This window comes from Mesorhizobium sp. P2_B11 (assembly GCF_056404855.1).
On the sequence record NZ_JBFUDF010000003.1, the window covers coordinates 560,427 to 581,674 of the forward strand.

The 21,248-nt window shown below is 62.8% G+C and carries 19 protein-coding genes; 10 read left to right on the plus strand and 9 right to left on the minus strand.

The annotated features are described in order from the left end of the window. Positions 1–144: 144 nt before the first annotated feature. The 3 genes from AC1DYJ_RS11265 to AC1DYJ_RS11275 all read right to left on the minus strand — a co-directional run bounded on the left by AC1DYJ_RS11265 (position 145) and on the right by AC1DYJ_RS11275 (position 2,353). Complete coding sequence (locus AC1DYJ_RS11265) at positions 145–927, minus strand: formyl transferase (RefSeq protein WP_477280775.1); 783 nt, start codon at positions 925–927, stop codon at positions 145–147. 107 nt (positions 928–1,034) lie between these two features. Then, positions 1,035–1,610, minus strand: coding sequence for a DUF4893 domain-containing protein (locus AC1DYJ_RS11270; protein WP_477280777.1), 576 nt, complete (start codon positions 1,608–1,610; stop codon positions 1,035–1,037). A 113-nt stretch (positions 1,611–1,723) separates the two neighbouring features. Further along, complete coding sequence (locus AC1DYJ_RS11275) at positions 1,724–2,353, minus strand: DUF1638 domain-containing protein (protein WP_477280779.1); 630 nt, start codon at positions 2,351–2,353, stop codon at positions 1,724–1,726. 65 nt (positions 2,354–2,418) lie between these two features. Between AC1DYJ_RS11275 and AC1DYJ_RS11280 the strand changes: the two genes are divergently transcribed. Further along, positions 2,419–2,559 carry an entericidin A/B family lipoprotein gene (locus AC1DYJ_RS11280; protein ID WP_112565267.1) on the plus strand — a complete coding sequence of 47 codons (141 nt, stop codon included), beginning with the start codon at positions 2,419–2,421 and terminating at the stop codon, positions 2,557–2,559. A 91-nt stretch (positions 2,560–2,650) separates the two neighbouring features. On the opposite strand, the gene AC1DYJ_RS11285 is transcribed toward AC1DYJ_RS11280, so the two are convergent. After that, positions 2,651–3,349, minus strand: a complete 699-nt coding sequence (locus AC1DYJ_RS11285) for a corrinoid protein (RefSeq protein WP_013531175.1) — start codon at positions 3,347–3,349, stop codon at positions 2,651–2,653. Positions 3,350–3,610: 261 nt separating this feature from the next. Between AC1DYJ_RS11285 and AC1DYJ_RS11290 the strand changes: the two genes are divergently transcribed. From AC1DYJ_RS11290 to AC1DYJ_RS11320, 7 genes are all read left to right on the plus strand, one after another. Further along, entirely contained in the window at positions 3,611–5,185 is a 1,575-nt protein-coding gene (locus tag AC1DYJ_RS11290; protein ID WP_477280781.1) for a trimethylamine methyltransferase family protein, read from the plus strand. A gap of 89 nt (positions 5,186–5,274) precedes the next feature. Continuing rightward, a complete protein-coding gene (locus tag AC1DYJ_RS11295) occupies positions 5,275–5,958 on the plus strand; it encodes a hypothetical protein (RefSeq protein WP_477280783.1) in 684 nt (227 codons plus the stop codon). 112 nt (positions 5,959–6,070) lie between these two features. After that, positions 6,071–6,802, plus strand: a complete 732-nt coding sequence (locus AC1DYJ_RS11300) for a dienelactone hydrolase family protein (RefSeq protein ID WP_477280785.1) — start codon at positions 6,071–6,073, stop codon at positions 6,800–6,802. Between the two features lie 58 nt (positions 6,803–6,860). Next, positions 6,861–8,039, plus strand: coding sequence for a BaiN/RdsA family NAD(P)/FAD-dependent oxidoreductase (locus AC1DYJ_RS11305; RefSeq protein ID WP_477280786.1), 1,179 nt, complete (start codon positions 6,861–6,863; stop codon positions 8,037–8,039). 225 nt (positions 8,040–8,264) lie between these two features. Next, positions 8,265–8,825, plus strand: coding sequence for an RNA polymerase sigma factor (locus tag AC1DYJ_RS11310; RefSeq protein ID WP_112565450.1), 561 nt, complete (start codon positions 8,265–8,267; stop codon positions 8,823–8,825). Positions 8,826–8,827: 2 nt separating this feature from the next. Continuing rightward, positions 8,828–10,966 (plus strand): vWA domain-containing protein, encoded by a 2,139-nt coding sequence (locus AC1DYJ_RS11315; protein ID WP_477280788.1) that lies wholly within the window; start codon positions 8,828–8,830, stop codon positions 10,964–10,966. A gap of 372 nt (positions 10,967–11,338) precedes the next feature. Beyond that, a complete protein-coding gene (locus AC1DYJ_RS11320) occupies positions 11,339–11,527 on the plus strand; it encodes a hypothetical protein (protein WP_477280790.1) in 189 nt (62 codons plus the stop codon). Between the two features lie 11 nt (positions 11,528–11,538). Here AC1DYJ_RS11320 and bmt read toward each other — a convergent pair whose 3' ends face one another. Both bmt and AC1DYJ_RS11330 read right to left on the minus strand, forming a co-directional pair. Further along, positions 11,539–12,561 (minus strand): betaine--homocysteine S-methyltransferase, encoded by a 1,023-nt coding sequence (gene bmt / locus AC1DYJ_RS11325; RefSeq protein WP_477280791.1) that lies wholly within the window; start codon positions 12,559–12,561, stop codon positions 11,539–11,541. A 116-nt stretch (positions 12,562–12,677) separates the two neighbouring features. Continuing rightward, on the minus strand, positions 12,678–13,535 hold the full coding sequence (locus AC1DYJ_RS11330) for a helix-turn-helix domain-containing protein (protein WP_477280793.1): 858 nt from the start codon (positions 13,533–13,535) through the stop codon (positions 12,678–12,680). Positions 13,536–13,765: 230 nt separating this feature from the next. On the opposite strand from AC1DYJ_RS11330, the gene AC1DYJ_RS11335 reads away from it, so the two are divergent. Together AC1DYJ_RS11335 and AC1DYJ_RS11340 are read left to right on the plus strand one after the other, a co-directional pair. Continuing rightward, entirely contained in the window at positions 13,766–14,776 is a 1,011-nt protein-coding gene (locus tag AC1DYJ_RS11335) for a fatty acid desaturase (RefSeq protein WP_477280795.1), read from the plus strand. 92 nt (positions 14,777–14,868) lie between these two features. Beyond that, entirely contained in the window at positions 14,869–15,696 is an 828-nt protein-coding gene (locus tag AC1DYJ_RS11340; protein ID WP_477280797.1) for a phosphate/phosphite/phosphonate ABC transporter substrate-binding protein, read from the plus strand. Here the strand turns inward: AC1DYJ_RS11340 and AC1DYJ_RS11345 are convergent. From AC1DYJ_RS11345 to AC1DYJ_RS11355, 3 genes are all read right to left on the minus strand, one after another. Continuing rightward, positions 15,661–16,968, minus strand: coding sequence for a M24 family metallopeptidase (locus AC1DYJ_RS11345; protein WP_477281725.1), 1,308 nt, complete (start codon positions 16,966–16,968; stop codon positions 15,661–15,663). The two genes, AC1DYJ_RS11340 and AC1DYJ_RS11345, sit on opposite strands and share 36 nt — an antisense overlap. A gap of 56 nt (positions 16,969–17,024) precedes the next feature. Further along, on the minus strand, positions 17,025–18,455 hold the full coding sequence (locus AC1DYJ_RS11350) for an ArnT family glycosyltransferase (RefSeq protein WP_477280798.1): 1,431 nt from the start codon (positions 18,453–18,455) through the stop codon (positions 17,025–17,027). Positions 18,456–18,644: 189 nt separating this feature from the next. After that, a complete protein-coding gene (locus AC1DYJ_RS11355) occupies positions 18,645–21,215 on the minus strand; it encodes a GcvT family protein (protein WP_477280800.1) in 2,571 nt (856 codons plus the stop codon). Positions 21,216–21,248 lie beyond the last annotated feature (33 nt).

The window sequence follows — 21,248 nt, forward strand, 5'->3', positions numbered from 1 at the left end:
AGGACGCTCGACCACTCTATTCAGCAGGAGCGAGCATTGCCGGATGCGCAGTGGGGCTGCTTGTTATGGGACGACGCGCGCGCATTCAAAAGCGACGCTATTGGGAGTCGCAAAAAGAAAGCCGAGATTTCGGGGAATGACCGGCTACCAAACCCGCCTGGTGAGGCCGGTCCAGAGATAGAACCAGATCGTCGGGTGGTACCATTGTTTCGACGGCAGATCTGGCTTGATGGTGGCCAGTTTGCCGTCCAGCGCATCGCGGACCGCCTCGACGCAGATGTCGCGCGAGAATGCCGCCTGGCGCAGCGCATAGCTTGAAATAGTGTCGCCGGGCCCCGGCTTACCGCGCGCCTGTTTCAGCACGCCACCGGTGTCGACGCCGGCATCGACCAGATGCACCGTGGTGCCGAAATTCTGCGCGTCGTCAGAAGCCAGCGCCCAGTAGCCGCCATTCATGCCGCGGTATTTCGGCGCGATGCCGGCGTGATAGTTGAGCACCGGACTTGATATTTTCGCCAGCGTTTGCCGGGACAAGAGCCGGCAGCCGGCAAGCAGCACAACGCCCGGCCGGATATCGGCGATCGCCTGCAGGCAATCCGGCGCGTTGGCCGAAGACACGTGGATGATCTTTTGTCCCGGCTTCGGCTCGGTCTGCAATTTCTGTTCGGCAATCAGCCGTGCTGCATGGCCGGCGAAGAAGCGTTTGCCGAGCCTGGTCAGCACCATCGTGCCGAGCTGGCCGATGGCGGAAAGCCAGCCTTGGCGGCGGGCACGGCCGAGCAGCAATTGCTTTTTGGATTCAGGGCTTTCCAGGATGACGCTGACAGGGCCGAGCCGGTCGGCGATGGCGTTGACGATGGCCCAGATGTGCGGCCCGCCTTCGGTGACGACGACGATTGCAGCATTGTTCTTGTCGGCTGAAGCCATGGCGCGCCTTCTTACCGGCGCGCACCCATCTGACGTGTGTCGCCCGGCTGAACTTTGTGCCGACGCCGGTTAAATCTTGATGACCGCGCCCGTGAGAGGCCTGTGGATCAGCGCTTCAATTCCATGATGTCGAGATGCGATTCGTAATAAGGCGCCGGGAATTCGATGCGCCATGCAGTGGCGCTGTTGCGGAAGGCATAGCCGACCTGGTCGCTTTCCGGGCCGCTGCCATAGCGCTTCGGCTTGTTGTCGTTGACATAGCCGGAACCGAGATAGATCGAGCGCTTTTCGCCGTCATCGAAGAAACGGCCGGTGGTGCGCTGCGAGCCGCTGATCTTTTCCAGCCGCCAGCCGGAGCCATCGTCCGTGACCTTGCATTTGAACCAGCCATAGATGACCAGCGGGCTGATGCCACCGACCTTGATGGTGCGGCATTGCCAGTTACCGGTCAGATCCTTGTCGGAAAAGGCGACCAGCGGCTTGGCCAGAAGTGCGTTGAGCTCGCTAACCTCGGCCGGGTCGCCGGCCTTCGCCTCCTCGAGGGCAGCTTTCCGGGTCTCGCCATATTTGTCGAGCCGCACCTTGTCGGCCGGCGTGATGATCTTCTGCACCTCGCCGTCGGCGCGAGCGGGCAGGGCGAAACAGAGGAGGCCGAGGGCGGCGAGCAGCACGCGAGGGGTCATCGGGACGTTTCCATGTTCTGATGGCTGAATCAGCCTGTTTGCCTGGGCGCACAACTTACCCGTTCGCGGCGGTCTGTCATCCGTATTGACAGCATCGCGGGTCAAGAATCGCTTCAGGCGTGTGTGGCCACCCGCGCAAGTTCGCCTGTCAGGTCGCCATAGCCGGTGGCGCGGCGCTCATAGGCGAGGCCGAGCAGTTTGGCGGCCTTCTCGGCGACCTTGTCGAGCTCCGGATCGTCGGTCTGGGCGATGTAGACCAGTTTTTCGTAGTTGCCGAAATAGTCCTTGATCAGTTCGGGATGTTTGTCGAGGCCAAGCGGCTTCATGAAGAAGGCGTCGAACTGGCGGCAGAGGAAGTCGGTCATGTAGAACGACATCATGTCGTCGTCGGCGACCTTCGCGTAGGCCTCCATGCCCTGATAGAAGGCAAAGCAGTGCGGGCCGGCCATGCGCTCGACGCCGTGCTTCTCCAGCACCCGGTCGAGCAGGCCGCCGGTGCCGCAATCGGCATAGCCGACGAAGATATGCTCATAGCCGTCCGCCTTGGCCTTCTCGATCGCCTTGTCCATCGCCGGCGCGATGCGGTCGGGGTAGAAATGAAACTCCGCCGGCAGGCAGGTGAGGTCGAGATGGTCGAGCTTGAGCTGCTCCTTGACGGCCAAAACTTCGCGCGCGATCATTCCGCAGGCGATGACCAGCAGCCTGTCGTCTTTAGTCGGTTTCGTTTTTTGGTCTCTGGTCATGGAACCCGGTCTGAGCGGCCTTCGTTGCTGTGGGGCGAATCTATCGAGAGAGGGATAAACCATCTATGAAACTGTTACGCGTTGCGCCGATCGCAATCCTTGCCTGCGCCCTGGCGCTTACGGCCTGCGCCAACACCGTCCGCGGCGTCGGCCGGGATCTCAAATCGACCGCGAAAGCTATCGACGACACCGTCACCAAACCCTGACCCGCGGACCGTCTGTACCAACATCTGGTAACAAAAAAGCCGCGCTGCAAGGCGCGGCTTTGATTCTGGCCAGACGCCTTGCTGAAGAAAATCAGGCGGAAGCGCGCACGTTGTGCTTGCGCTTCATGAAGTCCTTGGCGGTCTCGACCGCCACCGCTGCGTCGCGGCAATAGGCGTCGGCGCCGACGGCCTTGCCGAATTCCTCATTGAGCGGCGCGCCGCCGACCAGCACGACATAGTCGTCGCGAATGCCCTTTTCCTTCATCGTGTCGATGACGACCTTCATGTAGGGCATGGTGGTGGTCAAAAGCGCCGACATGCCGATGATGTCGGGCTGGTGCTGCTCGATGGCGTCGAGGTATTTCTCGACCGCATTGTTGATGCCGAGGTCGATGACGTCGAAGCCGGCGCCTTCCATCATCATGCCGACGAGGTTCTTGCCGATGTCGTGAATGTCGCCCTTGACGGTGCCGATCACCATCTTGCCCTGCTTGGGCGCGCCGGTGGCGGCGAGCAGCGGCCGCAGGATGAACATGCCGGCCTTCATGGCGTTGGCCGACAGCAGCACTTCGGGGACGAACAGGATGCCGTCGCGAAAGTCTTCGCCGACGATGCGCATGCCTTCGACCAGCGCCTCGGTCAGCACCTTGTAAGGCGCCCAGCCGCGCTCGAGCAGGATGTTGGTGCCTTCCTCGATCTCCTCCTTCAGGCCGTCATAGAGATCGTCGTGCATCTGCTGCACCAACTCGTCGTCGGAAAGCTCGGAGAGGATGATCTCGTCGTCGGACATTTTTCTCAGGCTCCTTGCCGCGCGGGATGAGATCGCGGCGGCTCAAATTTATCGCGTCAATACCTAACCCGGCGGGGGCGTGTATCCATAGCTGATTTGCGACTTCCCGCAAAAGGAAAGCGACCGCAAATCTATTGGAATTCTTGTCGATTTTGCGACAGGCGTTGGCGCTGGCGGGCCGTTTCCAATAGGGTGCATGGCTACGATCCGGGCGAGAAGCCGCGATATGCGGCCGCAAACGGTTTTTTAGGGAAAACGATCATGAGTGAGAACGCGTCAGTCGACCAGGAAGCGTCCAATGCGCGACGCGGGCGTGCGGCCAGCGGCGGCGCGGCAGCAAGGCGCGCGGCGCGCTCGGGCGGCGGACCGGGCACCCAGCTGACCTACATCAAGCGCAAGATCAATATCTATGAGGTCCTTAACGAGGAGGGCCTGGCGATTATCGAAAACAACACCGACACGGTGCTGGAAGAGATCGGCATCATCTTTCGCGACGACGCCGAAGCGCTGCAGCTGTGGAAAGAGGCCGGCGCCGACGTCAAGGGCGAGCGCGTGCATTTTCCCAAGGGCCTGTGCCGCTCGCTGCTGAAGACCGCGCCGCCCATTTACACCCAGCATGCGCGCAATTCCGAGCGTTCGGTGCAGATCGGCGGCAACGCCACGGTCTTCGCGCCGGTCTACGGCCCGCCCTTCGTGCGCGATCTCGACGGTGTCAGGCGCTATGCGACGATCGAGGATTTCCAGAATTTCGTGAAGCTCGCCTATATGGCGCCGTCGATCCACCATTCGGGCGGCACGGTGTGCGAGCCGGTCGACGTGCCGGTCAACAAGCGCCATCTCGACATGGTCTATTCGCACATAAAGTATTCCGACAAGCCGTTCATGGGTTCGGTGACCGCGCCGGAGCGGGCCGAAGACACGGTCGCCATGGCCAAGATCGTGTTCGGCGACGACTTTGTCGAAAACAACACCGTGCTGACCAGCCTGATCAACGCCAACTCGCCGATGGTGTTCGACGAAACCATGCTGGGTGCGCTGAAAGTCTATTCGCGCCACAACCAGGCCTGCATCGTCACGCCGTTCATCCTGGCCGGCGCGATGAGCCCGGTGACGGTCGCCGGCACGCTGACGCAAGTTCTGGCCGAAGTGCTGGCCGGCGCGTCGTTCACGCAGCTGATCCGGCCCGGTGCGCCGGTGCTGTTCGGCACCTTCGCCTCGTCGATCTCGATGCAGTCAGGCGCGCCGACCTTCGGCACGCCGGAGCCGTCGCTGGTGTCCTATGGCGCGGCACAGCTCGCCCGCCGGCTCGGCCTGCCATTCCGCACCGGCGGTTCGCTCTGCGCCTCCAAGGTTCCGGACGCACAGGCAGCCTATGAAAGCGCCAACACGCTGAACTCGACCATTCTGGCCGGCACCAATTTCGTGCTGCATTCGGCCGGCTGGCTCGAGGGCGGGCTCGCCTCCTGCTACGAGAAATTCATGATGGACATCGACCAGCTCGGCATGCAGCAGAAGTTTGCCGAAGGCGTCGACCTGTCGGAAAATGGCCAGGCAATGGACGCCATCCGCCAGGTCGGTCCGGGCAGCCACTATCTCGGCTGCGACCACACCCAGGCGAATTTCCAGACCGCCTTCTATCGTTCCAGCATCGCCGATAACAATTCCTATGAGCAGTGGCTGGCCGAGGGCGAGAAGACCGCGCCGCAGCGCGCCAACGAACTCGCCCGCCGCTGGCTGGAAAGCTACGAGGCGCCGTATCTTGATCCGGGCATCGATGACGGGCTGAAGGACTACATCGCCACCAAGAAGGCGTCGATGGCTGACGCCTTCACTTGAAAGGAGCCCGAGTCAGGCGGGGCTAAAGTCGCCAACATCATCCACAAGGAAGTCTGGCGGAGCGCTTTCTCCGACCCGGACCCGAAGGGATGATTGCGCGCGGCATCGCTGACGAGATAGCGGCCGCGCTTTCCGCCAACGGCCTCATCCTTCGCGGTTGCGTCACGTTCGCCGAAGACGAGGAGGCACCATTCGGCCTGTCAGGTGCTTCCGCCAAATCGGCTCTGCTGGTCGGGCAGGCGGGTGTGGCGCCCTGGCCGCATTTCCTGCGCTGGCGCGAGCGGCAACCGCAAACTATTGCGAATCCTCTCGACACATGGTCGCGCGAAGTGATCGGCGCGGTGGCGGAAAAATTTGGGGCGCGCGCCGTGTCGCCATCCGACAAACCTTATCTGCCGTTCCAGCAATGGGCGATGCGGGCCGAAGGGCTGAAACCATCGCCGCTCGGCATTCTCATGCATCCGACGTATGGGCTCTGGCATGCCTATCGGGGCGCGCTGCTGTTCGAGGACGAGATTACGGTTCCGCAGGCTCACGCAGCGATTCACCTTTGCGACACATGCGTCGAAAAACCTTGCCTAAAATCCTGTCCGGTCGACGCCTATTCACCGGAGGGTTTTGCCTATCAGTCCTGCCTCGCGCATGTGCGAGGCGCAAACGGTTCGCCTTGCCGGACGGGCGGCTGCCTGGACCGCAACGCCTGTCCCTATGGCACGGCCTATCGCTATCCCGCTGATGTCCAGGCCTTTCACATGGCGGCGTTCATCCGCTGAGGCGGCCATCTTCGGCCAACGATACGCATTTGTGAACGCGGCGGGCCTTCGAGCGACTTGCCCAGCCGTCCGGCCCGGATATGTATCGCACCACCCTGAAACGGAGCGGGCCATGGCCAAGCGAGACATCGAGATCAAGACCAAGGACGGCGTGGCCAAAGCCGGGCTGTTTCGCCCGGCCGGCGCGGCCAAGGCCGCCGTGATCCTCTATATGGACGCCTTCGGGCCGCGTCCGGTTCTTGACGTGATGGCGGAACGGCTTGCGGGGCAGGGCTATGCCGTGCTGGTGCCGGACCTGTTCTACCGCAACGCGCCGTACGGACCGTTCGACGCCAAGACGGCATTTGCCGTCGAGGAGACGAAGGTGGCGCTGATGGCACTGGTTACCGGCACGACGCAGGAGATGACCATCCGCGACAGCGGCGCCTTCCTCGACGCGCTGGCATCGGAAGGCATCACCGGGCCGGTTGGCGTCGTCGGCTATTGCATGGGCGGCGGACGGGCGCTGAATGCAGCGGCCACCTATCCCGATCGCATCGTCGCCGTGGCGAGCTTCCATGGCGGCAATCTGGCGAGCGAGGCTCCCGACAGCCCGCACCGCAAGGCGGCTTCGATCAAGGCGCGCGTCTATGTCGGCACTGCCGGCGTCGACCGCTCCTTCCCGCCGGAGCAGTCGGCGCGGCTGGCCGAAGCGCTCAGGGTGGCCGAGGTCGATCACGTCATCGAGAACTATGTCCGCGTCGGTCATGGCTGGTGCGTAGCGGACCACGGCGTCTACGATGAAGCGGGCGCCGAGCGTCACTGGAAGCGGCTGCTGGCGTTCTTCGCCGAAACGCTGGCTTGACTTCTTGCCCTCGGTGACCTGCTAGAACGGCGCAGGTCGAGCGGGAACAGTTAGCCTGATGCAATCCTATGATGTCGTGGTGATCGGCGCCGGTGCGGCCGGAATGATGTGCGCCGTCGAGGCGGGCAAGCGCGGCCGCTCGGTGCTAGTGCTCGACCACGCGGCAAAGCCCGGCGAAAAGATACGCATCTCGGGTGGCGGCCGCTGCAATTTCACCAACATCCACACCAGCCCGAAGAATTTTCTCTCCGGCAATCCGCATTTCTGCATCTCGGCGCTCAGCCGCTACACGCAGCGCGATTTCATCGCGCTCGTCGAACGCCATGGCATCGCCTATCACGAGAAGACGCTGGGACAGCTGTTTTGCGATGGCTCGGCGCAGCAGATCATCGGCATGCTGGTTACGGAGATGCGGGACCGGGGTGCGGAACTGGCATTGTCGACCGAGGTCCGGGATGTCGCCAGGACCGCGGAAGGGTTTGTGCTTTCGCTCACCGGTGGAACGGTCGTCTGCCAATCGCTGGTCGTGGCTTGCGGCGGCAAGTCGATCCCCAAGATGGGGGCGACGGGTTTCGGCTACGAACTGGCGGCACAATTCGGCCTGGCGGTGGTCGAAACCCGCCCGGCTCTGGTGCCGCTGACCTTCGACGCCAGGACGCTTGAGCGGCTTGCGCCGCTGTCAGGCAACGCCGTCGACGCTGAGGTTGCTTGCGGCAAGACGCGGTTTTCGGAGGCGATGCTGTTTACCCATCGCGGTCTGAGCGGGCCGTCCATCCTGCAGATATCGTCCTACTGGCGCGAAGGCGACGAGATCCGCATCGCCATGCTGCCGGGAATGGATGTGGCCGAACAGCTGCGTGCCGCCCGACGCGTCAATGGCCGGCAAGCGGTGCAGACGGTGCTGGCAAACCATCTGCCGAAGCGCCTTGCGCAAGCGGTGGCCGAGCGTACGGGGATTGATGGCAATCTCGCCGATTTGACGGACCTGCAGATGAAAACCGTCGAAGCCGCCGTCAACGACTGGCGCATCAAGCCGGCCGGATCAGAGGGCTATCGTACCGCCGAAGTGACGCTTGGCGGCGTCGATACCAATGCGCTCGACCAGAAGACGATGCAGGCGAAATCCGTGCCGGGCCTGTTTTTCATCGGCGAAGTGGTCGATGTCACGGGTTGGTTGGGCGGCTATAATTTCCAATGGGCTTGGTCGTCCGGCTGGGTCGCAGGCCAGGTGTGTTGATATTCAGGTGAGGCCGGCCTGCAAACGAAGGCTTTCTGTGCTTCCGGTGCTCGCGTACCAAAAGTACGCTCCGCTCCGGTTCTCGAAAGCCACCGTTTTCGGCTCGGCCTGACCTGAATCTCCACACACCTGTCGCGCATGGCGCATCTGGAATCCGTTGCTCCGGAAAAAAATCTTTCCATAAGCCCAAGGATTGGCCATTAGCCTTCGTCCTACAGGCAAATGATGGCGATGATGCTGGATGAGAGCGAAGCCTCCGACGCCGAGTTGATCGGGCGGGCGAAGGGCGGAGACAGGGGTGCCTTCGGCAAATTGCTGGAGCGGCACTACGACTTCGTCTATCGCGCCGCCTATCGCTGGTGTGGGAAAAAGGCCGATGCCGAAGACATCGCCCAGGAAGTCTGCGTCCGCCTCGGCAAGGCGATCCGCGACTATCGCGGCGGCGGCGCGTTCACGACATGGCTTTATTCCGTGACGATGAACGCGGCGCGCGACATGATGCGCAAGACCACGCGCGAAAACGTCAAGACCGAGGCCTACGGCGCCTACAGCATGATTTCGGGCGAGGCGTCCGCCGAGCCGGAAGATCCCACGGAGGCGCTCTGGGCAGCGGTGCGGCAACTGCCGGACAAGCAGCGCGATGCAGTGCTTCTGGTCTATGGCGAAGGTTTGAGCCATGCGGCCGCCGCCGAGGCGATGGCAATCTCGGAGACGACGGTTTCCTGGCACATCCATGAAGCGAAGAAACGGCTGAAGACGTTGATGCGTTCAGCCGGGGAAGTGTGACCATGGTCGACGACAACGAACTCAACAGGCTGCGCGACGCAGCAATACCGGCGCCGGGCGAGAGCGCGAAGGCACGCGCCTTCGAAGCCGCCATGCGCGCCTATGATCAGGAAAATATTTCCGCCGTCACCCAAGGATCGGTTGGCGGGCTTCGTCTCACAGAGCGAGCACAAAAGCTCTGGAGCGAGATCATGCAAAAGAAACTCATTGCCACGCCGGCCATTGCCGGGCTCGTCGCCCTGCCGATCGCCGGATACGCCACCTTCCACATGTTGAGGGAACAGCCGTCGCCGTTCGGCGGCGACGAGAAGATCACCGAAACGCTGGCCGACAAGCCCGCGATCAATGCGCCGGCAAAAGACAAGCAGGCGCCCGAAGGCGACTTGAAGAAGGCCGATGCCGACGCCGAGGTGCGAAGCCGCGACGTCAACGATGCGCTTGTCACGCCGACCGCGCCCCCGAAGACCGAGGCTGCGGCGAAGGTGAACGAAGCCGAGTACGGCACTTTGCAGACTCAGCAGCAGGCGCCCGAGCCTGCGCCAAGCACCGAGGCCGCGCCGCCGTCCAACCGAGCGATGATGCGAATGGTGCCACAGGCGCCTGCGGCCGATGCCGCGCGCGCCAGCCGTGTCCAGGGGGCCGCCGAATCCAAGCTGATGGCGCCGCAGCAGCCTTCGACGCTGCCGGCCGACCAGATTGCGCCGCAGGAGCCAAACCGCGACCGCGTCGAGGATTTCAAGACCAATCCGGTGCATGCAGCCCTTCAGGATCCGGTCTCGACCTTCTCGATCGATGTCGACACCGCCTCCTATTCCTTCGTCCGCGGCTCGCTGAAGCAGGGTTATCTGCCGCAGGCCGATACGGTGCGCGTCGAGGAGATGGTCAATTACTTCCCCTATGACTGGAAGGGTCCGGATTCGGCATCGACGCCGTTCAACTCGACCGTCAGCGTGATGCCGACGCCGTGGAACGGTCACACCAAGCTGATGCATGTCGCCATCAAGGGTTTTGACATCAAGCCGGTCGAGCAGCCCAAGGCCAATCTGGTGTTCCTGATCGACGTGTCGGGTTCGATGGACGAGCCGGACAAGCTGCCGCTGCTCAAGTCGGCGTTCCGGCTGCTGGTCAGCAAGCTCAAGGCTGACGACACCATCTCGATCGTCACCTATGCTGGTGACGCCGGCACGGTGCTGATGCCGACCAAGGTCACCGAGAAGGACAAGATCCTCGCGGCAATCGACAATCTGACGCCCGGCGGCTCGACAGCCGGCGAGGCGGGCATCAAGGAAGCCTACAAGCTCGCCCAGCAGTCCTTCGTCAAGGACGGCATCAATCGTGTGATGCTGGCCACAGACGGCGACTTCAATGTCGGCCAGACGGATGACGAGGACCTGAAGCGGTTGATCGAGCAGGAGCGCAAGACGGGCGTCTTCCTGTCGGTGTTCGGCTTCGGCCGCGGCAATCTTAACGACCAGATGATGCAAACCATCGCCCAGAACGGCAACGGCACCGCCGCCTATATTGACACGTTGGCCGAGGCCGAGAAGGTCCTGGTCGAGGATGCTTCCTCGACACTGTTCACCATCGCCAAGGACGTCAAGATCCAGGTCGAGTTCAACCCGAACAAGGTCTCGGAATACCGGCTGATCGGCTACGAGACCCGCGCCTTGAACCGCGAGGATTTCAACAACGACCGCGTCGATGCCGGCGATATCGGCTCGGGCCATTCGGTCACCGCGATCTACGAGATCACGCCGAAGGGCAGTGGCGGCGAACAGATCGACCCGCTGCGCTACGGCCAGGCAACGGTCAACAATGGCGGTGTCGCCAATGCCGACGAATATGCCTTCGTGAAGATCCGCTACAAGCTGCCGAACGAAGACGTCTCGAAGCTGATCACCACGCCGGTGACGTCGGCCAACGAGGTCGACGCCTTCGACCAGGCCAGCACCGACCAGCGCTTCTCCGTCGCTGTCGCCGCCTTCGGCCAGAAGCTGCGTGACGAGGATGCGACCGCGAAGTTCGGTTACGACAAGATCATGGAGATTGCCACCGCCGCCCGAGGAGCCGACCCGTTTGGGTACAGGTCCGAGTTCCTTTCGCTTGTGCGCCTTGCCTCGGCGCTGGGCGGTAACCGGTAGTGGCAATACAGCCGGTTCCTTTCAGACGGGGGTCGTTCTGATACGGGGGAACCGGCTACGGGCGGGTGAGGCAGGCCGGCGAGGGATCTTTCCCTTGCCGGCCTTTTTTTCGGATCTGTTGATATTCAGGTGAGGCCGGCCTGACCTGAATCCCGTCAGATCCTGCGCGCCTCGAACAAAGGGGTGATGTGCCGGATCGTTAAATTGTGCGGCAATTCCGGAACGGGATCGCAATTTCCTCTTGTTACGAAGCGCTAATACAGGGCTTTGGGGGCCGAATTGCAGATCAGAGACATTGGGACTTCAATGCCGGCGGCAAGGGACGTTCAGTCGACCGCTTCGCAGGCGCCTTCGGCGGAATCTCGGCGCATCATGAATGATGTGGCCGCGGCCAGGACCACGGCGATGTCGGCGCTGAACAACGACCGCTTTCGCGTCATGCTGGAGCAGATCGGCAATCCGCAGTCATCGGGTGATCTGGTGACGATGGGTGGCAATAGCGACAGCACCGTCGTGGATTTCAAGACGGCGCTATCGCGCTACGCTGAAAACAGCGAATAACCTGACCGATATCAGGCCCGGCTGCGACGGCGTTCGCGGCGGGCTTCGCTGGTCTCGGCGGTGTTTTCCGTCGCAACCTTGTTGCGCATCGGACCGATGCGCTCGACGATCGCCGCGACCGTCGGACGTTCGGCTTTGGTGTGCGCGTCGAGCGCCTTGCGCATCGCGGCAAGGTGCTGGAACGAGGTGCCGCAGCAGCCGCCGATGATCTTCGCGCCGCCATCGACCGCCAGCCTGACATAGTCGGCCATCAGCTCCGGCGTGCCGGAGTAATGAATCTCGGTGCCACGAAATTCGGGAATGCCGCAATTGCCCTTGACGATTACCGTCGCTTCCGGCTTCGCCTCGGTCATGTCGAGCAGCGAGGCCAGGATGTCGGAGGCGCCGACACCGCAATTGGCGCCGACCCCGAGCGGTGTCTCTGAAAGTCCGTCGACCACGCCATGGATATCCCTGGGCAGCAGGCCCATCATGGTGCGGCCGGCGGTGTCGAAAGACCCGGTATAGGTGTAGGGCAGGCCGACACGGATGGCGGCTTCGGCGGCAGCGCGGATTTCGTCCGGGGCCGACATAGTCTCGATCCAGGCGACTTCGGCGCCACCTTCCTTCAGACCCTCGATCTGTTCGGCGAAGGCCTCGACCGCCTCGTCATAGGTCATGGCGCCAAGCGGCACCAGCAACTCGCCGGTCGGGCCGACCGAGCCGGCCACGATGACTTTCCTGCCGGCCTTGTCGGCGACAGCGCGGGCAATCTCGGCGGCGCGCTTGTTCAGCGCATGCACGCGGTCCTGCGCGTGGTGCAGCTTCAGCCGGTGGCGGGTGCCGCCGAAAGAGTTGGTAAGAATGATGTCGGCGCCGGCATCGACGAAATTCTGGTGCAGGCTGGTGATGGTATCAGGCGCTGTCTCGTTGAGCAGTTCGGGCGCTTCGCCGGCCTCGAGACCCATCGCGAACAGATTGGTGCCGGTGGCGCCGTCGGCGAGCAGCACACCCTTTTCGGCCAGCAATGCGTCGATGGGATTGGTTGCAGTCATCGGATCGGCTTTCAGATTTTCGAATGGAATAAGGATATAAAGAAGTCTTTATGTCCAGTCAATGTGTTTGCGGCCCGCGGTTGCCGCGCAACGCACCCTTTCGGGGTTGCTGGCGATCAGGCAGACCCTGATGGAAATGATGCGCCGGCCAGATTGCGCGCGAAGGCGGCTGCTTCGTGCGGGTTGACGTCGGCGGCGCGTATCAGATTGTCGAAGTGCTGGGTCAGCGCCTGGATCGGCTGGTTGGCGTTCAGCACCACATACATGTCGCCGACATAGATGGCGGCGCGGTAGGGACCGAAGATGGTCAGCGGGATCGAGTAGCGCATGCGGCCGTCATAGAGAAACAGCCGGAAGGTCGGGTAGAGATCGTCAAGCAGCGTCGCCATGTGGGCGAGCTGCTGCCGCCGATCGGCCTCGGGAAAACGATCCCAGACGCCGAGGCCGCGGGCAAAGATTTCCAGCGTGTGGCGCGGCATGCAGACCTCCATGTCGGTCTCGGGGCGCCGGTTGTATTCGATGCGGTACCGCGTCTCGCTGGCCTGCGCCGAACGGCTGCGGTTGGTGATGTTGGCTTCGTAGTCGACCAGCTGGTGGGTGCGCAGAAGGTCGGGAATGCCGGCCGGCACATAGCGGATTTTTGTGCCGGCAGCTTCCGCGAACCATTTGGCCAGCAGCGTGCGGTCGAAGCCGTCGGGCGCCTCCTCGATCTCCAGGCTTTCGCGGATTTCACCAGTGACGCCTTCGTCCTGGCTAAGGCCAAGCAGCCAATCCAGCGACACTTTGAATTCGGCGGCGATGTTGAGCAGCGTTTCGGCGCGCGGCAGGCGCGTCGAGGCGCCGGACATCAGTTGCGACAGCGCCGACCGATCGATGCCGACTGCTGACGCGAAGGCCGACTGGTTGAGGTCGGAGCGTGTCAGGAGCAGCTTCAGACGCTCCCGAAAGATGGCTGACAGGTCCCGTTTGTCCACTGTTCGTTCCTCGCGCTCTTTGAGGAAAAATTTGCGCCGGAGCCGCCGAATCAGCGCTTCATGCGTAAATGAATCCCTAAGGTTGTTTACAATATGTAACATGTGCGGTCAAAAATGCGCAAATGCAACATTTTGTACACTTTGTCTCGTTGAGTGGAATCGCTTCTCCTGACATTATGCTGTCAGGAACCAATTGGGGTTCCGGCGACTGAGGGACAGTGGTCGATAGCATGGCAGGCAAGAGCATCAAGCGACGCAACGCAGCGGCCATCGAATGGCCGACAGTGGTCCTCGCTTTCTTCTGTTACGGAACATGGCTCGCTGTCGGGCTCCTGCTTTGGCCCTCTTATCCAATCCCGGCTCTCATTCTCCTCGGCTTCATCCTGGCCTTGCAGTCGTCGATCATGCACGAAGTGCTGCATGGCCATCCGACGCGCAGCGCGCTGATCAATGAAGCCTTCGTCTTCCTTCCGATCGGCCTGGTCTGGCCGTTCCGTCGCTTCAAGACGCTTCATCTGCGCCACCACGCCGACGAGCGCCTGACCGATCCGCTCGACGATCCCGAGAGCTATTATCAGGCGCTGTGGATGCATGACGATCTGCCGCCGACGATGAAGTTCCTGCTCAAGATCAACAACACCATGGCCGGCCGGTTCTTCCTCGGCCCGTGGCTGTCCTGCATCGGTTTCTTCATTGACGACGCCAAGCACATGATTGCCGGCGACAAGGTGATCGGCAAGGCATGGCTGCTGCATGCGATCGGTCTCGCCGTCGTGCTGCCGGTCGTGCAGTTCGGCTTCGGCATCCCCGTATGGCTCTACATTCTGGCGCCGGTCTGGCTCGGCCAGTCGCTGATTGCCGTCCGCACTTTCGCCGAGCATCAGTGGTCCGAGCATCCCGAGGGGCGCACGGTGATCATCGAGCGTTCGCCGCTGTCGTACCTGTTCCTCAACAACAATCTGCACTTCGTCCACCACAAGACCCCGACGGTTGCCTGGTACAGACTGCCAAAACTGTTTCGCGACCGCCGCGACGAGTGGCTGCGGATGAACAATGGCTATGCCTATCCGAACTATTTCGCGCTGATCAAAGCCTACGCCTTCAAGGCCAAGGAGCCGATCGTGCACCCGGTGCTGCGCCGCCAGGCCGAGCCGGGCAGGGCGTTCAAGCCGCGCGTCAGGGCGCGCAGCGTCAGCGGGCTCGGCAGCGCGCCGGTTCCCGCCGAGCCGCCCAAGGAATAATTCCGGAGCATCGCTGAACCGGTGTCGGCCAATTCTGATTGGACGCCGCGTTTTTGCGATCCTTTCTCCAGACATGATGATTTGATATCGACATGAGTGAATTGATTGCGGCTTTGCCGATGTATGACTGGCCCGAAATGCGCGACGAGGTCGACGCGCAATGGGCAGGGTTGCGCGAGGCTTTCCGGCAAAAGGGCATCGATGCGCCGCAGGCCATCGTGCGCGGCAATGGCGACCTGCCGCCGGTGCCGGGCGGCATCCACGACGCCGAGGGCAGATTGATCGCGCCCGATCCGGCGACATTGCCGCCGAACGAACTCGACTATCACCAGCTTTGGCTGCATCCGGCGCTGCTGTTCGCGCAGACCTGCTGGGGGCCGATGGAGCTTGGCCTGTCCAAACAGGTGCAGGTGGTCGGGCAGCCGAGCTACGACGCTTATGAGGGCGGCCAGGGCGAACTCTATTCGAGCGCGCTGGTGATGCGGACAGGCGAGGGGCCGGAAGTGCGCTCGCCTGCGGACGGCAAGGCCTTGCTGCCGCTCGATCTCATGCGTCGCAAGCGCTTCACCTTCAACAGTCTCGATTCGATGTCGGGCGTCATAGCGCTGACGCGCGACCTGCAAGCAATCGGCGAAGGTCTCGATATCTTTTCGTCACGCAGCGAAAGCGGCGGCCATCGCGGTTCGATCGTTGCGGTTGCCGAGGGCAAGGCGGATATCGCCGCGATCGACTGCGAGAGCTGGGCGCTGGCGCAGCGTTTCGAGCCTGCCGCCCAAAAGGTGGCGGTCGTCGGCTGGACGGCACGGCGCAAGGGCCTGCCCTACATCACCGCCAGGACGACGCCAGACAAGACGCTCAAGGCATTGCGCGAAGCCCTCGCCAACCTAGCCGAGCAGCCGCGCATCCAACGGGTAGGTTGAAAGCTGCTGGTTGCCGGTCTCGGTGATCAGGATCTGTTCCTCGATCTTGACGCCCTCGTGCCCGCCTAGCCGGCCGATATAGCTCTCCACGCACAGCACCATGCCCGGCTCCAGCACACCGTCCGGCGTGTCCGGCGTCCAGTCGCTGGCATGCGGCAGGGTCGGATATTCGTCGGCCAGCCCGACGCCGTGATAGAGCACGCCGTATCGGGTCGGGAAGCAGTCTCCCGGCGGCACCACGGAGCGTTCGACCAGGTCACGGAAAGAGATGCCGGGCTGCATCAGTTGCGTGTTGTGGGCGATCTGGTCGGCGGCGACGCGGAAGAGGTCACGCTGCTCGTTCGACGGCCTTTCGTCGCCGCAAAGGAAGGTGCGCGAGAGATCGGCGCAGAAGCCGTACGGGCCGATCAGATCGGTGTCGAAGGCGACGAGGTCGCCTGCTTCGATGACCCGCGACGAGCATTCCTGGAACCACGGATTGGTGCGCGGCCCCGACGCCAGCAGCCGGGTTTCGATCCATTCGCCGCCGCGGGCAATGTTGCCGCGGTGGAGTTCGGCCCATAGCTCGTTTTCGGAAATGCCCGGCGTCAGCGCCGCTTCCATCTCGCCCATCGCCGCTTCGCAGGCGACGATGGCGCGACGCATCGCGAGGATCTCGTCGGGCGATTTGATCAGCCGCGCATTTTCCATCACCGCCTCGCCATTGCCGATCGAGATGCCGAGCCGGGCGAGTTCCTCGACGCCTTCGGGATTGATGTGATCGACGGCGATGCGGCTGTTGCCGCCGCCATGCTCCCTGACCAGATCCGCGATGCCGGCGGCCCAGCGGCGGACTTTCTGGTCGGTCAGCTCGCCGCCATAGAGATACATCCACGACACTGCCGGCCGCACCTCGTCGACGACGCCGGAATGGTCGGAGAGATGCTCGCAGGAGAAATAGTCGAACAGCACCACCGGGCCCTCAGTGGCGACGAAACAATGGCGGGTCGGGTTGTGCGCGACCCACAGCTGCATGTTGGTCGAATCGGTGGCGTAGCGGATGTTGACGGGGTCGTAGAGCAGGGCGCCGGCATAGTTTCGGCGCTTCAGCTCGGCGCGGATGCGCTCGAGCCGGTATTTGCGCATCGCGGCAAGGTCGGGCGCTGCGATGCCTGCCGCTTGCCATTCGGATTCAGCTTGCGCGCCATAGCCCAGCACGTGCTGGTTCAGCGACGCCGCCTTCTGGCGCGAGGCGTCGCGCAAAGCCTCGACCGAATCCGGCTCGAACGGCATGATCTTGCGGTGACGACCGAACCCTTGCTTCTCCACCCGAGGCCTCCCTGCCGATGCTATTGTGGTGCCGCGCCTGCCGCGGCCGCCACCTTCTTCAGCCGCGTGACCGTCACGATGCGGGTGGGCGGGTGGCTGCCGAACAGCTGCGGCACAGCAAGCTGCTGCGGCGGGCCGTCTGCCACATAGCCAGCCTGATCCAGCAGCTCGAGGACGGCGTTGACATCCTCCTTGTCGTTCGTCGTGACAAGCACTGCCGGCTCTTTCAGCAGATCGCTGAAGTCCGGCAATTCTTCATCGAGGACGATGAGGTCGGGATCGATGAGACGCAGATTTCCCAACCAGTGCCAGCTCGATACCGTTGTGCGGATCGGTCCGTTTGCCGTCAGCTGGGCGTAAAGCGCCTTGTAGTCCATGCGCACGATGCTGCCCCGGCTGTCGCCGCCATTGAGGTGCGCGTACCAGGTCACCGGCAGCACCAGGATGGCCAGCGTCGCGCCGACAAAGACGATTATGTCCTGCCACTTTCGGCCCCTGTCTCCCCGAGCGTCTATGCGCATGGCCAATGCAACTGGCAGCAGCACAAGCACGGGAAGCATCCAGCGGTCGCGAAATTCCGTCGCGCCGCTCGCCAGGACGAGCACGATGGTGATGGCAAGGGAAAAGGTTATGGTGCGCCATACCAGTTTTTCGGCCCACGGCGTCGGTTGCGGGTCCGGCGCGGGCCTCTTCCACGCGATGAGGAAAGCCACTGCGAAAATGCCCGCCGGCAGCAGGGCGAAAAACAGGATCGCACGGGCCAGTCCGCTCATTCCGTTGAATGCGGTCTGTATCGCGCCGCTTTCCCTGGCCGCGCCGAAGAAACCGCCACTGTGCGACAGCAACTGGTCGGTGTGCGTCAGGCTCCAATGGAGTGTCGGCAGGCAAAGCAGCACACCCACCGCCACGCTGATCAAAAACCGGCGGTTCAGCACGACGCCGCGTGTTTCGCGCAGCGAAAACGTCGACAGCACCAGCGCGCCGAGAAAAATCACATTGTTGTATTTCGACAGGATCGCGGCTGCGATCGCCACACCGAACAGCACATAGGCGGTGAGCGATCGCCGCTGCACCAGTTCGACGAGCGCAAGAAACAGCACCACTGAAAAACAGAAGGCGGCGATGGAGTGAGTGAGGGCATGCTGCATCTCCCACACCATCTGCGGAAACAACAACAGGCCGAACATGGCGGCGGCGCCCGCTCGGCTGGAATAGCCGAGACGGCGCACACCGATGAAAGCCGACGCCAACGCCACGCCGATCAGAAGATACTTCACGATCTTGAGCGCGAGGATGTTCGTTCCGACCACGCCGGCGATGAGGCGGGCAAGCCACGTGTACAGTGGCGGCTGCGAGCCGCCATAGCCGGCCCAGAGGTAATGCATGTACATCAGCTGTTCGGAATCGTCGACGCCGACGCCGGTTCCCACGATGTGGGACGACAGCGCCATCACCACGATCTGGACGATGCAATAGACCGCGAGACAGACCAGCGCGGCGTTGAAGGGACCGACTTTGCCTTCGCACAGCCAGTCCGTCCATTTCTCTAGATACTGCAAGGGGATCGTCTTCTCATCGAGGAATGCCTGCGGCCGATTGCCGAAGGCCCCTTAACACGATCTCGCAAACGCTGTCGCCTTTTAGGTCCGCATCTTCTCGCCGCTCGGATCGAAGGGCGCCTCGACATTGATGCGGGCCGAACGCCGATGCCCGAGGATCTCGATCTCGAACAGGCCGGCACTTTCGTCCTCGGCGAGCGCTGCCGGCACATAGCCTTGCGCCATCGACTTCTGCACGGAATGCGCATAGCCGCCCGAGGTCACCCAGCCGACCACGCGCCAGTCGCCATCGACGATGCCGCGTACGGCCGAAGCCCCTTGAGCAGCCTTGGAACCGCGGACTTCCTTGCCCGCTGTGTCGAAACGCGGCGCGCCGTAGCCATGCGGCTTTTCCACCGTGCCGTAGTCCTTGCTGACCTTGGCCCAGATCGGCTCGTCGCCCATCACGTCGGCATCGGCCGCATCGACGATGAAGGAGACACGGCGCAGTTTCGGTCCTTCCGCCTGTTCCTTGGCGGCGGCGTCGCGGCCAATGAAGTCGTTCTTCTCGAGCTTGATGAAGCGGTCCATCGAGCCTTCGAACGGCCCGTAGATCGGGCGCAGCTCGCGGAACCAGGTCGGGAAGTTCTTTTCAAGGCGCATGGAGAGCAGCGCGCGCATGCCGAAATCGACCAGGCCGAACTCCTCGCCGGCGTCCTTGATGGCCTTGTAGACCAGGCGCTGGTAGGCCGGCGCCATCCAGATCTCGTAGCCGAGATCGCCGGTGTAGGTGATGCGGTTGACCATGCAGGGCGCGCCGCCGACCGCCATTTCACGGAAGTCCATGAAGCGGAAGGCTTTTGTCGAGATGTCGACATCGACCAGCTTTTGCAGGAGGTCGCGCGATTTCGGCCCGGCGATGGAGAGACCGACCAGCGTCTGGTCGAAGCGGTGGATGCGCACCGAACCGTCCTTCGGCAGGTGCTTTTCGAACCAGCGCATGTGGTATTTCTGCGCGGCCGACGAACCCCAGATCATGAAGCGGTCTTCACCTGATTTGGCGATGGTGAAGTCGCCGATCAGCTTGCCGAATTCGTTGATCATCGGCGTCAGCACGATGCGGCCGATCTTCGGCATGCGGTTGGTCATCAGACGGTTGAGGAAATCCTCAGCTGCAGGTCCCGACACTTCGTATTTGGCGAAGTTGGCAATCTCGGTGACGCCGACCTTTTCGCGCGTGGCGCGGACTTCTTCGCCGATAGGCCCGAAATCGTTGGAGCGGTGGAACGAGACGATATCCCTGGGCTCCTTGCCCTTGGGCGCGAACCAGAGCGGCGTTTCCAGGCCCCAGCTGTCGCCCATCACGGCGTTGTTGGCGAGCATGGTGTCATAGAGCGGCGTCGTCTGCGCCGGGCGCGCGGCCGGCAACTCTTCGTTGGGGAAGCGGATGGAGAAGCGGCGCGAATAGTTTTCGCGCACCTTGGCGTTGGTGTAGCGGAGCCCAGCCCACTCGCCGAAGCGGGCGACATCCATACCCCAGACGTCAAAGCCCGGATCGCCATGCACCATCCAGTTGGACAGTGCGAGGCCGACGCCGCCGCCCTGGCTGAAGCCGGCCATGACGGCGCAGGCGCACCAGAAATTGGTCAGGCCCTGAACCGGGCCGACCAGCGGATTGCCGTCGAGCGCGAAGGTGAAGGGGCCGTTGATGATCTGCTTGATGCCGGCCTTCTCGATGCCGGGGAAATGCTTGAAGCCGATTTCCAGCGACGGCGCGATGCGGTCGAGATCCGGCGGCAGCAGTTCGTGGCCGAAATCCCACGGCGTGTTGACCGGCGACCACGGCTTGCAGGCCTTTTCATAGGTGCCGAGCAGGATGCCGTTGCGCTCCTGGCGGGTGTAGATCTCGCCCTTGAAGTCGAGCACGCCGATCATTTCGCGGCCGGTCGACTTGTTGAACTCCTCGACCTCCGGCATCGGCTCGGTGAGCAGGTACATGTGCTCCATCGCCAGCACCGGCAGTTCGACGCCGACCATGCGGCCGATCTCGCGCGCCCACAGGCCGCCGCAATTGACGACATGCTCGGCGTGGACCGTGCCTTGTTCGGTAACGACGTTCCAGGTGCCGTCAGGCTGCTGCGTCAGATCGACGACGCGGTTGCGCAGCACGATTTCGGCGCCGAGTTTCTTGGCCGCCTTGGAGTAGGCGATGGTGGTGCCGGAGGGGTCGAGATGGCCTTCGACCGGGTCCCACATGGCGCCGACGAAATTCGTCTCGTCCATCAGCGGGAACATCGCCTTGGCTTCGGACGGCGTGATCAGCTCGGTGTCCATGCCGAGATAGCGGCCCTTGGCGTGGGCCAGGCGCAGAAAATCCATGCGCTCGGGCGTATCGGCCATCATCACGCCGCCGGTCAGATGCAGCGAGCAGGACTGGCCGGAGATCTCCTCGATCTCCTTGTAGAGCTGGACCGTATAGGCCTGCAGCTTGGCGACGTTGGGGTCGCCGTTCAGCGTGTGGAAGCCGCCGGCGGCATGCCAGGACGAGCCGGAGGTGAGCTCCGAACGCTCGATCAGCATGATGTCGGTCCAGCCGGCCTTGGCCAGATGGTAGAGAACCGAGCAGCCAACGACGCCGCCGCCAATGACAACCGCTTTGACGTGAGATTTCATAAAGATGGGTCCGTTTTTGCGTAAATTGAATCA